General features: G+C 66.1%; 5 protein-coding genes. 2 read left to right on the forward strand and 3 right to left on the reverse strand.

The genetic code is table 11. The annotated features are described in order from the left end of the window. The first annotated feature begins 739 nt into the window (after positions 1-739). Complete coding sequence (locus HWX48_RS10225) at positions 740-5905, forward strand: SCO7613 C-terminal domain-containing membrane protein (RefSeq protein WP_175957211.1); 5166 nt, start codon at positions 740-742, stop codon at positions 5903-5905. A 71-nt stretch (positions 5906-5976) separates the two neighbouring features. Here the strand turns inward: HWX48_RS10225 and HWX48_RS10230 are convergent, their stop codons facing one another. After that, positions 5977-6876, reverse strand: a complete 900-nt coding sequence (locus HWX48_RS10230) for a hypothetical protein (protein WP_217701624.1) — start codon at positions 6874-6876, stop codon at positions 5977-5979. A 431-nt stretch (positions 6877-7307) separates the two neighbouring features. Between HWX48_RS10230 and HWX48_RS10235 the strand changes: the two genes are divergently transcribed. Beyond that, on the forward strand, positions 7308-10307 hold the full coding sequence (locus tag HWX48_RS10235; protein WP_175957215.1) for a cation-translocating P-type ATPase: 3000 nt from the start codon (positions 7308-7310) through the stop codon (positions 10305-10307). 306 nt (positions 10308-10613) lie between these two features. Here the strand turns inward: HWX48_RS10235 and HWX48_RS10240 are convergent, their stop codons facing one another. Beyond that, a complete protein-coding gene (locus HWX48_RS10240) occupies positions 10614-11234 on the reverse strand; it encodes a cupin domain-containing protein (protein WP_175957217.1) in 621 nt (206 codons plus the stop codon). Next, complete coding sequence (locus HWX48_RS10245) at positions 11231-12619, reverse strand: amidohydrolase family protein (protein WP_175957220.1); 1389 nt, start codon at positions 12617-12619, stop codon at positions 11231-11233. Before HWX48_RS10245 ends, HWX48_RS10240 begins: the two co-directional genes overlap by 4 nt. Between the last annotated feature and the right edge of the window lie 207 nt (positions 12620-12826).

Consider the following 12826-nt stretch of genomic DNA (forward strand, 5'->3'; position numbering starts at 1 on the left):
TTTCAGGAAGGTGCCTCAATTGGTGATCTTAGCAAAAGCAAGGTTGTGGTTTGATGCACGAGTTAGGTCCGATGTCCGCCTGTGGATAACCCTCGTTGTTCAGAAATTGCAACTAAGCTCAGAAGTAGCGGCACCTTCGTGGACTGCCGCGAGAGACCACAGTGAGTCCACCATGAAGGAGCCTGAGCGATGAGCGGTATGCACGAGCCTCAGCCACAGCGCTTCCCGCGCTCAGCGCAAGACCTGCGCAGCACCAACCTGTGTCCCTACTGCTACAGCCTGATTGGCCACGGGCAACGACACTGCCCTGAGTGCAGCCTCGACCTGAGCGTGCCAGAACTGCGGGCTGTGCACTCGCGCTCCCTGCAGATCGCAGACCTCCTCGACCAGCGCTCCATCATGCTCGACAAGGCAATGAGCGCCTCCCACGCCAGGGCGCAAGCCGCCCACACGCCACAGACGCCAGCCGCACCACAGCAGGCCACTCCACAGATCCCAACACCCACCCTTCCCGCTGCCTTCGCCCAACCCGCCGAAACGCCGCAGGTGTCGGCACACTCCGCTCCAACGGTGACACCCGCCGCCCCCCACGCACCCCGCCAGCCACCGGCACCAGCCGCCAAGGCCCCGCATCCACCCCGCCCACCACCTCTCCCAGCCACCACCCAGCCCCACCAGCCCCACCGCCCCGCCCCCCACCCCCCAGGCGCCCCGGCCTCGTCCTTCACTGAGCGCACCCATGCTCATCCTCGCCGTGGGCATCACCTTCCTCGCCATCGCGGCCGCCGTGTTCCTCACCGTCGCCTTCGTGACCTTCAGCCTGACCACCAAGGCCCTCATCACCGCCGCGATCACCCTGTCCACCATGGGCATCGCCAGCGCACTACGGTGGCGAAAACTCACTGCCACCGCAGAAGGCGTGGCCGTCCTGGGCGGCATCCTACTCACCCTGGACGCATGGGCCATCCAAGCCCTCAACTTCTTCGGCCTGGGCGCCGCCCCCCAAAGCTTGTACTGGGGTGTCGCACTGAGCATCATCAGCCTGCTATGCGTCGCCTGGGGGTGGATCTCCCACCTGCGCGCGCCCCGCATCATGGCCGCCCTGGCGTGCATTCCCGGCGCAACCGGCCTGATTGTGGGCATTTTTGGCGACACCGCACACCTACCCGCCCTGATCCCCCTCGGCGTCGCCGGAGTCATCGCCGGCACCGGGCTCCTCTCACGCACACCAGCACGCCCCCTCGAAGCAGGCCTCGTCATCGCTGCCAGCCACATCAGCGCACTCAGCGTCACCATCACCCCCTGGTTCAGCGTGCCCGAACCGTGGGCGTGGACCGTCATCGGCCAACTTGCCATTGTCGCCGCCCTCATCGGCCAAATGTTCCTCTTCGGGCGGCACAACACGTGGGCGGCCCTCAACCCTCTGCGCTACTCGGCGGCAATCCTCGCCGCCGGGGCGTGGATGTCGGCCCTCACCTACACCGCCCACCGCATTGAACCCACCCTGAGCTGGGCGCCCGCCGCCCTGGCCGCCCTAGCGGGCCTGGGCCTGGTCATCGCAGATGCCGTCATCCGCCCGCGCGCCCGCGCTGCCGGCTTGACCGCCATCATCACACTGGCCACTCTGTGGCTGCCGCTCCTGCTGGGCACAACCGCGTGGCAGGTCCTAGAAGTCATGATCACGCGGGCCTTCACCGCAGCCCCCAGCACCCTCACCGTCGAATCCCCCGAGCTCCTCGCCTTCGGCATCGCCACCCTCATCAGCGCATTGTGCGCGGCGGGCCTCTACGCCCTCTTCGGACGCGGCGAGGCCGAGGCGCGCCCCAGGGTTGAGCGGGCAAACCTCGTTGCCGGGGTGGGAGTATATGGCCTGGTCACCACCGCGTGGGCGCTGCCTCTGCCCGTGGCGAGCATCCTCCTGTCCGTCCTCATCCTCTTTGCCGCGGTGGTTGGCGGTATCTGGCGCAAGCCCTTCGTGGGCGTGAATGTGCGCGTCCAGGCTGATCTGTTGATGAGCCTGAGCGTGCTTGGCGCCCTCCTTACTCACGAATGGGGTAGCACCTGGGCGGCCGCTATCGGCGGAGTCATCCTCGTGGCGGGGGTTGCCCGCGCGGTGCTGACCAACGCCGGGGGAGATGCTGGTGAACTGCCTACACACACTCAACAAGGCGCCACTGCCGCCCTGATGACGCCCACCGCACCCGCAGCTCAGCCTGGCACTGTAGTCCAACCTGGCGCCACCCGAGCCGCCCTCCCCACTCCCTTCACCCCAGGAACCGCCGCACTCAAACGCCCCAGCGCACTCCTGGGCACGAGCATCGCCCTCGTGGGAGCATTCGCCACCCAAGTACACCTTCTCTACTCCTACGATGGTCCAAGCGACTACGTCCCAGCATGGGGTCTGCTGGTCGGCGCAATCCTCGCCCTCGCGCCCCTCGCGTGGAGCAAGCGCCTGCGGTCTGTGGACATCGGTCTTTTCGCGGGCGGCGCAACCCTCGTCACCCTCGTCTACAACGTTCTCCTCCTGCTGCCAGCCGAGGCGGACCTGCGACTCAATCCGGGAGTCATTGCCGCGACCAGCGCGGTCGCCGCCCTCACCGCAGGCATCGGCTTTGGGCTCCTCCCGGTGGCATCCGCGCAGTCACGAGGGCGCAGCCACGCCCTTGCCGTGCCTCTGCCATGGTTTATTGCCGCGGCGCTGGGAGCCCTGGGTCACCTCATCACTCAGCGCGGATCGAACCGTTGGGACAGCCCGTGGATTGCCCTCGGTGAAGCCCCCACGGTGTTGGGCGTAGCGGCCCTCCTCGCTGCTGCGATCCTGCTGGTTCTGGCTGCCGTAACGCGCCGCCGCGCCCCCGCACAGACCATTCCCGCCCCCGCACAGACCATTCCCGACGCCGCACTGGCCACCCCGGATGCCGCACTGCATCACCTCAGCTCAGGCGCCGTCAGCGCCCTCGTCCTCGCCGGCCTGCAGGTCGCGACGATGCTGGGCCTGTTCACCCTGGCGTTCAGCACCGTCACCCTCTATGACGGTGTTGGCCTACTTGCCGTGGTCGCCGCCCTCGTCACCCTGGGTGGCCTCCTTGGCCGGCAGGCCACAGCTGGCCCGCCCGTCGCCTGGGCAGGCGCCGCCGTCGCGGCTCTGCTCGGCCCTGTTTTGCTCGACACGGCACTGAACGACCCGTGGCCGCTACTCGTCATCGCACCCCTGACGCTCGCCCTCGCCGCCAGCGCCCTGGGCTTTGTCACCCGCCCTGCCTCCCACGCGCGCGGCGGACAGTGGGTGTTGGCCCTGCTCGCCTCCGGAAGCATCGCCACTCTCCTGGCAAGCACCCTTCTGACCGCATCCACCCACGCCCGACCGTGGCTGATCATCCTGACCCTCCTGGCCTCGGCAGCACTGAGTGTCGGAGTGAGCCTGCTGCGCCTCCCCGAACGCTTCCTCCCCGCGATGTGGGCCTCCGGCCTGGCCGCAGGCGTGGGCGCAGCAGCATCCCTGGGGCAACTCATGGGCGCCTACAGTCTGCCCGACGGCATTTCTCTGCCCTTGACGATCTTCGCCGTTGCGCTCATTGTGGGCCTTCCCGCCCGCAGGGCAGCCGTGAATGGTGAGGCGGTCATGATTGGCGAGGCAACCGCAGCTCCCGCACTCCCTGCACCAAAGCCGGCAGAGCACTCGCCAGTGAGCCAGCTGCCAAGCCAACAGCCAGCATCGACACCCGGCCAGCCAGCAGCATCCGCAGCGGCAGCGCCCAGTGGGAGCGTCATCGATGACAGCGCCCTCAGGGGCGTCAACCTCACCCTCCTCGCCGACATTCTCATTGCCGGAGCTGTCGCATTCTTCATGGCCTTTGGAGCGCCCTCTGGCCTGTTCGCAGGTCTGCTCATCCTCGGTGCGGGTGCGGGCGCGGCCCTGGGCGCACTTATGCGCACCCTCGTCCACCTGCGCCTCGCGGACACCCAGGCCGAGCGGCCCCACATTAACCTGTGGTCCACCCCTATTGGCGCCGCCATCGCCGCGAGCATCATCGGCAGCCTGACGATTCTCAACGGCACGCACGCCCTGCACCAGGGTGAGGGATCTGAACACGCTGGCTTGAGGAGGGTCCTCCTCGTCATCCAGATAGAACACACCCTCATTGCCCTTCTGGTGCTGCTCGCCGCAGGCGCAGTGTTCCTCCTCAGCCGCCGCGCCGCACAGGATGGCGCGCAGCAACCCTGGACGCTCCTAGCGCGCCTGAGCCTCAGCGCCCTGCCCGCCGCCCTGTGGGCCACCCTGGGTGATCTTCCACTCCTTGGTGACTGGCATTGGTGGCCGCTGGCCGTCGGATCCGGCCTCGCCCTGGCGTCAGCGGCGAGCGTCTTTGGACTGCGGACACGCCCCGGCCACGCCCTCGCCCTGTACGCTGGCCTGGCGGCACTGGCCCTGCCTGTCATCTCCCTGATCGTCACCGGAACGAGGGCCTCAGACGTGGGTGTGGCCGGACTCTTCACGGCCTTCGCTGGGACGGCAATCCTCTACGGCGCACCACCCCAGTGGCCAGCAGCGAGCATCCGAGGCTTGCGCGCTGGTGCCCTCGCCCTCGCCTACGGTGCGACCCTGCTGATCTTCCCCGAAGTGCCCGCGAACTGGCAGCCACTGCTGACCGCAGTTCCGGCAGGGCTGGCCGCGCTCAACACTGCGGCCCTGCGTTTCTTCGGGAAGGTGGCCCACGAGGGCGACGCGGTGCAGGCCGGGCGTGAGCGTGAGCTCTACAGCCTGTGGGATCAGCGCATCTACGCCTTCCTTGCGCCTCTCATTGCGGTCAGTAGCCTTGTCATTGTTCCGCTGGGTAGTGAGGCCACTGCGGCACTCTGGTGGACCAGCGGGTATGCGGTGATCTTGAGTGCCCTCGGCGTTGGCCTGAGCTTGTGGATGGCGGGTAGTGCCCTCGGTCGCGGCGCGCCGCTTGAGCCCCTCTCTGTGCGCGTCTTTGCCCAGGTGAGCGCCCACCTCGCAGCCGTCGTGGCTCTGGCAGGGTTTTCCGCGAAGCGCACGATCGCAGGAGGGTCCTCAGGAGTGTTCGGCGCTCAGATTGGTGGCGTTGACTACGCCCTTGGCATCATTGTCATTCTCACGGCGCTGGCATCCCTGGCTGTGACGTCGTGGACGATCCGCGTGGACTCCACCTGGCAGGCGCATCTGATGCCCGCACTCCATAGCGGTGCCGTCAGCGTCGCTGCGGCAGTCACTGCGGTGATGATCAGCAATGAAGGCCTCTTCCGCACGCTGAGCGTTGGCCAGCACTTCGCCTATGGCGCCCTCAGTGTCCTGGCCGCACTCACAGTCGTCGCGGTCCTCACCTCCCTGCTCAGGCCCTTCGGTGAGGACACGGTCCGCAGCGTATCCCTGCGCGCGTTGATCGCCGGAATCCTTGCCGCGCTCGCGGGCGCCTACTCCTTCATGGGGAGCCTCGTGTCGGGTATGGGGGCCGAGATTGAACTCTTTGCCGTGCCCCTGGGCATTACATTGCTGGTCGCGGGCCTTGTTGCCGTCCGTGGTGAGAGGAGGTGGCGTTCCTGGCTGACCTTCGGCCCGGCCCTGATCGCCCTCATCGTCGTGCCGCTGGCGGCAGAGGTTGCCACGCCAACTGCGTGGCGTATCGGCCTGGTCACCATCCTTGTCGTGACTGTCATTGTCATCGGCGCGCGCATGAGCCTGCAAGCACCCCTGTTGGCGGGCAGTATCGCTGCGATCATTCACGCCGTCATTGCTGTGCGCACCGCCCTGCCTAACCTTGTCATCCCCTGGTGGGTGTGGCTGAGCATCGCTGGCGTGATCCTTGTGGTGGTGGCCTCCACCTACGAGGCGCGCCTGCGGGATGCCCGCCGATTGGGCGAGGCTGTGCGGGCACTGCGCTGAGGCGTTGGGGGGCGTCAGTGTGGGGTGCTGTTGGCTGCTGCGATCTTCCCGTTGCCGTAGTGGTTTGGGTCTTAATCACCGATTGCTTTAAGCCATGAGGAGAGGATTCCTCGGCTGCTGGCCAGGGATAATCCCCGGGGGACGGATGCTACCCACCAGCGGCCATCCGCGCCCTGAAGCAGACAATCGTTAGCTTCGTGGGAAGTGCTCGCGCACACCTCGTTGCCGTAGCCGGTGTAGTGAGGGAACTCGGGGTCACCATAGGACGCGCCTCCTTGATGAATGACGCGTTCCCAAGGGTCGTCAATCTGAGTGAAGGAAAGCGAGCCGCCGTCGGTCTGATACATGAAGCGCACTATCGGGGACTCGCCAACACTGGAGTGATTCGAGAACGGGTAGCCGTGAACTGGGGGAGGGGGATTCTTGAGGAGGTCGTCGGTTGTCATCGAGACTTTCGGCATTTCCTCGGCAATCATGGGAGGGAACATCGTGGAGTGGAGAGGGGTGTTGAGATCGGGGATCAAAGGATTGAGTCCGGCGGCCAGTGGGGGACCATACTCCCCATCACGAGTCATCAAATAGTCTTTGATGCTGGCGACGAGCTGGCGGATCTCCTCAGTCTTGTCTCGAAGCGCTCGCCCACCCACATCGGAAGAGAGGGTCGTTTCATCCTCGAGGCGATCCCTCATCTCCGTAACGGTGTCAAGGAAGGCATTGTCCTGCTCAGTGAGCCCAACAAGACCTCTCTGGAGAAGAAGAAGGCGCGACAGTGCGAAATCAAATTGAAGAACTGCGTAGGAAAACTCCCAGTAGGCCATGGCGTCATCCCGACTAGCCTTCATGGCCTCCACGTGGTCTGAAATCTTCTGATGGCTTTCACGTGCAGCAGCTAAGTCCTCATCCGTGAGCCAATGATCGAGTGTTCGAATGTCCTCGGCGCACGCCGTATCGAGAGCGGTCTTGTGATCCATGACTTGGCTTGGTACAGGTGTGGAGGCGTTGTGGTACCAGGCGCGCGACAAGATCGTCTGGATTTCCTCCGCACTAGGTGCTTCTTCGCACAGGGATGTCATCGATATGTTGAGATCCAGGTATTCAGCTGACCGTGGATTCCATGCCACCGGAACAAGAGCACACCCGCCAAGAGTGAGCGCAGAACAGGTACTAAGCGCGAGAAATGCTGACATTCGACGAAAACGTGCGTGAAGAAGGGGTTGATGCGGACTCACGGATACCTCCAAAGCGTGACGCGGATATTGTCCCCCACACCCCATACACCTGTCAGTAATTTTTTAGATAAGTCTCACGTGGTGGTCAGGGATAGGTGGGCTTTCACGCGCGACAAGGATGCACAACCTCAACTCCCCAGGCCAAGAAGCGCCAGGGGCAATAGGCTGACTCAATGGAGACACCAGCTTCCCCGCGTGCCACGGCAGAACCCCCGCCCCACCCACGGGCGCGGGCCGCCACCGCAACCTCAACGCCCGAAGCTTCGGCGCGCGAACACCTCGCCAATGAAGCCCACGCCCGCAGCGGAGCTGAACTCGCAACAGAACTCAGCACCGACGCCGCAAGCGGCCTTGCCAGCACCGAAGCCGCTGCGCGCCTGAAAGCCGACGGCCCCAACGAGTTGCCCTCCAGCCGCCCCCCCGCCTGGCTGCGATTCCTCCACCAATTCAAAGACCCGCTGGTATTCCTGCTGATCGGCGCCATCGTCATCTCCGTCATCGCCTGGGTGATCGAGGGCGCCCGCGGCGTGCCCGTCGACGGCATCGTCATCTTCCTCGTGATCTTCCTCAACGCCGTCCTGGGGTTCATTCAAGAAAACAAGGCGGCGGACGCTGTTGCCGCGCTCTCAGCCATGACGGCGGCAACCTCGACAGTGCTGCGCGACGGCGCGCGCACACTCATCCCGTCCAGCGAACTCGTCGTCGGTGACATCCTCGTCCTGTCCGAAGGCGACCAGGTGGGCGCGGACGCCCGCCTGCTCAAAGCCGCCGCCCTGCGCGCCATCGAATCCTCCCTCACCGGCGAGGCCGACGCCGTCGCCAAGCACACCGCGGCGGTGCCCCTCGACACGGACCTGGCCGACCGCAGCGGTATGGTCTACTGCGGGACCTCCATCGCCCAAGGCAGCGGCGAGGCCATCGTCGTCGCCACCGGCGCTCGCACGCAGATGGGCGAGATCGCCCTCATGCTTGACGAGGTCGAGGAAGAACCCACCCCGCTGCAACGCGAAATCCACCAAATCTCCACGGTCCTGGGTGGCCTCGTGGTGCTCATCGCCGTGGGAGTGGTGGCGACATTACTGCTGCTCAGCCCCGATCGGAGCATCCACACCATCATTGACTCCCTGCTGCTGGGTGTCTCCTTGGCGGTGGCCGCCGTGCCCGAGGGCCTGCCCGCCATCCTCTCCGTCGTGCTCGCCCTGGGCGTGCAGCGCATGGCCCTGCATAAGGCGGTCGTCAAGAAACTCACCAGCGTGGAAACCCTCGGGTCGGCGTCGGTGATCGCCTCGGATAAAACCGGGACGCTCACCCGATCAGAAATGACGATCCAGGAGGTCGCCACCGCCTCGGGCGTGACCCTGGTGTCCGGTTCGGGCTACACGCCCGAGGGCAGCCTCGCCCCCGACGCTGACCGCGATGGGCAACCTGATGCCACCCCGCTGAGCGAGTCCCTGGCCGAAGAGGTGCGCTACGTGCTCTCCGGCGGGGCGATGGCCTCCGACGCTCAACTCGACCAGGACGAGGGCGTGTGGAGTGTCATCGGCGACCCCACCGAGGGGGCTTTCCTTGTCGCTGAGCGTAAACTCGGCGCCCAACCTCTGCCCCACCAGGGAAAACGTCGCGTGTGGGACTTCCCCTTCACCTCCGAACGTAAACTCATGAGCGTCATCTACGAAGCCGAGGACCACTCCATGGTGCTCGTCGCCAAGGGCGCCCCCGACGTGCTCATCGAACGCTGCGTGCGCGTGCGCCGCGACGGCCACGAAGAGGCGCTCACCGACGCGTGGAGGGCCACCTTCCTTGAACACGTCAGTGACATGTCAGGCCGAGCCCTGCGCACCCTCGCCGTCGCCTACCGCCCTTTAGGCGAGGACGAGGCCGCCCGCGTGCGCGCCGCCATGCGCGCCCAGGACGGGTGGAATGGGGGCGCTGAGGACACTGACCTTTCCTTGGAATCCCAGGCGCCAGACCCGGCTGACCTTGCTGATTTAGAGGGTGAGCTGACAATGGCGGGAGTCGTGGGCATTATCGACCCGCCTCGACCTGAAGCCGCTGACGCCGTTGCGGAGGCCCGCCGGGCGGGCGTGCGCGTCCTCATGATCACCGGCGACCACCCCGCAACCGCTGGGCGAATCGCCGCCGACCTGGGTATTCACGAGGCGGGTGGGCGGGTCGTCACCGGCCGAGAACTCACCGTCATGGACGACGAAACCCTGGCGGCCACGGTGGCCTCGTCGAATGTGTACGCGCGCGTCGCCCCTGAACACAAGATGCGCATCGTGGGCGCCCTCAAAGCCCAGGGGCAGACCGTGGCGATGACGGGCGATGGCGTCAATGACGCGCCCGCCCTGCGCGCGGCTGATATTGGCGTGGCCATGGGCATTACCGGCACGCAGGTCACTAAGGAAGCGGCGACGATGGTGCTGGTGGATGACAATTTCGCCACCATCGTCGCAGCCGTGCGTGAGGGCCGACGCATCTTCGACAATATCCGCAAGGTGCTGCGCTACCTGCTCTCATCCAATATGGGCGAGGTCCTCACCGTCTTTGGCGGCGTCGTGCTGGCCAGCGTCATTGGTCTGAGTGAGCATTCGACTACCGGCGTGGTGTTGCCGCTGGTGGCCACGCAGATCCTGTGGATCAACCTCGTCACCGACTCCGGGCCCGCCCTGGCTATGGGGGTTGACCCCAGCGTTGAGGATGTCATGGCTAGGTCGCCGCGACGCACCACCGATCGCGTGGTGAATGGCGGCATGTGGGCCGGGGTTGTGCTGGTGGGGGCCGTCATGGCGGTGGCGACGCTAATGACCCTGGACTTTTTCCTACCCGGCGGGTTGATCGAGAACGCATACTCCACGGATGATCTGGACACCGCACGCACGGCAGCCTTCACCACCCTGGTGTTTGCCCAGCTCTTTAATACCTTCAACTCGCGTTCAGAGAATGTCTCGGCCTTCTCGCACGTGTTTGTTAACCGCTGGCTGTGGGGCTCGATCGCCCTGGGAGCCCTCCTGCAGGTCGTGGTCGTGCATGTGCCGGTCTTCCAGGCGGCCTTCTCAACCGCGCCACTGGACCTGATGCACTGGGGCGTGGCCATTGCCCTGGGCTCACTGGTGCTATGGGTCGATGAGCTGCGCAAGGTGGTGCGTCGGGCACTGAAGCTGGGGCAGTAGGTGCGCCGTGTGCCCCGGGCGATGACAGTCCATGGGGCAAGCGCTGCTCCGAGGTCATGATGTCCTACGGGTGGCCAGGGTGAGCATTGAACAATACTGACCCTGGTCGCGCTGCGTATCTCCCACGTGTGAGTCCACGGGGTTTTCGTGCCCTGTGCAGGCAGGTTTTGGTCTGGGCGCACACCTGGGAGCCGAGGCGGCTGGTCGATGGTAGGGAGGGATGATGCCAGGCCAGGATGATCCCTCTGGCGAGTGCAACGAGCCATGGCAATGAAGTGCTGAACACTCCACGCACGCGAAGTGGCATTAGTTGCCTGGCTGCGCCAGCTGCCAATCCTCGAAACTAAACTCGGGCGAGACAATACAGGTCGCCACCGCCACTCCACCCCGGGCGAAAGTGCGCTGCCAGGTGCCAGCCGGGACAAGGAACTGGACTAGGGGAGGGGCATCAAAAGAGGTGGGAGCCCCGGCCGTCCGAAGCGCGCCAGCCGCGCGTGCCGTCCCGGGCCCCAATGTTCCAGGTTCGCTAGCCGCACCTACGACGCGAGGCTCGCCAGCAGCCCCCACCACCCCGGGCACACCAGCAGGGCGTGCCCAATTCCCCTGCAGGACAGTCGGTGCGGGATCCTCCACCGGCGCATCCCCACAGCCACCCAGGTGAATCTCCAAGGCACCCGGCCCATGCCACAGCCACAGCTCATCAGAAATCACCTTGTGCCAGGCGGCCTCCTGACCATCATCAAGCACAAAGAGAATGCCCGAAGCCGTCGCCCGCTCACCATTGGCTGTCATCACCCGCGCGGGCGCCGTCCAGGTGCGCCGAAACCAGCCACCCTCCGGATGGGGTGCCAATTCAAGGGAGGCAACTAGGGCGGCGGCCTCGTCAGAAGGCGTCCACGAGGGCGTCGGAACAGCGGGAGTGCTCACAGCGCAACCCCCTCATCCACGTGAGGACCGTCAGCAGACACCGGGCCCACCTGTTCGACAATATCCGGGCGCGCCCACCGCACCCGCCCCGAAATGAGGGTCGCCACCTGACGGCCCGCACCATGCCGAGCCACGGCCTCGATCGTGCCGACAATGCTGGTCACAGGCACATCAATGAACACCATGTCTGCCACCGCTCCCGCCTGCAACTGGCCCACGCGCTCGTGGCCCGTGGCCAAGCCCAGTGCGTGGGCGCCACCCAGGGTCGCCGTGTGCAGCAGGCGGCGGGCCAGGTCCTCATGCCGGTAGCCCTGCTCGCGCGCGACCTCGTACAGCAGTGCCACATCCTCCAGCACATCCAAGGAGGGCGAGGAGGACAGCGAGTCCGTGCCGACGGCGAGCATATTGCCCTCCTCCAGGTAGGCGGCCACCGGCGGCGCATCCAAGCCAATGACCCGATTCGACTGCGGGCACAAAGCCACCGCCGTGGAGCGCGCCCGCAGGCGACGTCGGTCATCAGCAGTCATGTACACGCCATGCGCAATATGGCAGTCCGGGCCGAGCACACCGAGTTGGTCAACGAACTGCGTGGAGGAAAAACCGCCACCCCCCTGACGCATCTGCGTGTAGGAGCCCGCCGCACTCGACTTCCACAGCTCAGCCAGCTCCCCGCGTTGGCCGCCGCTCCACTCGGCCTCCTCGTGTGACTCACCCAGGTGGATGTGCAGGCGCATACCGCGCCGCCGGGCGACGTCGGGCAGCTCCAACAGGGGAGCGGACTCCAGGGAGTAGGGGGCGTGCGGGCTCAGGCCCACGCCCGGCGAGGTCGGCATCGCATCCAACTGCGCGTTCACCGTGGTCAGGCCGCGTTCGCGCCAGGCGGCGTTCTCCCAGCCCATGACCTCCCAGTAGGCCACGCCATGCAGGCCCGCATCATGCAGGGCCGAGGCGGCCTCCGCATCCGTCACCACGTCAGCGGCGCAGGTCGTGCCATAGCGCAAGGACATGCGCGCGCCCTCCGCGGCGTGGGCACGCCAATCCTGCGGGCCAGCGTCGTAGACGACATCGAAGGCCACCATCCAGTCGGGGAAGTTGGCGTATTGGCGGGCGCCGACCTCGGCCATGCCCGTGTATTGCAGGTGCGTGTGGGCGTTAACCAGGCCGGGCATGAGCACGCCGTCCACGTGAGTTTCGGTGAAGGGCACGCCATTGTCTCGCAGCATGCCCACCAGCCACTCGCGGTCGCCGACGTGCTCAATGCGCCCGTCGCGCACCACCGCGCCATTCAGCATGGAGGGCGCGGTGATGGGAATGACGCAGGAGGCTGACCACGTGCATGGGGCGTTCGACGGTGAAGGCGAGGTGCGGCGGTGCGGCGGGGGCATGGGTGGTCTCCGAAAGCTGGGGGGGGACAGACGAGGGCGGGCGGGTGGAGGGCGAGGCAGGCGGGCTCTGAGGCGGGTGGTACGGGCAGTGGAAGCCAGTGTTGCAGGGCTGCGGCGGCGACCGCGTTATCGGCGGAGGTAGGCGGGGTGCAGGCGGGGCAGGCAGGTACGGCTGGAGCGCTGGGAACAACCGGAGCTGCATCGCGA

It is taken from the genome of Schaalia sp. Marseille-Q2122, from assembly GCF_903645355.1.
Classification (GTDB): Bacteria; Actinomycetota; Actinomycetes; order Actinomycetales; family Actinomycetaceae; genus Pauljensenia.

What these genes read in the sequence shown, in the direction of transcription:
- HWX48_RS10225 (WP_175957211.1), top strand. Translation starts at nt 740, where the DNA reads ATGCTCATCCTCGCCGTGGGCATCACCTTCCTCGCCATCGCGGCCGCC.
- HWX48_RS10230 (WP_217701624.1), bottom strand. Translation starts at nt 6,876, where the DNA reads ATGGATCACAAGACCGCTCTCGATACGGCGTGCGCCGAGGACATTCGA.
- HWX48_RS10235 (WP_175957215.1), top strand. Translation starts at nt 7,308, where the DNA reads ATGGAGACACCAGCTTCCCCGCGTGCCACGGCAGAACCCCCGCCCCAC.
- HWX48_RS10245 (WP_175957220.1), bottom strand. Translation starts at nt 12,619, where the DNA reads ATGCCCCCGCCGCACCGCCGCACCTCGCCTTCACCGTCGAACGCCCCA.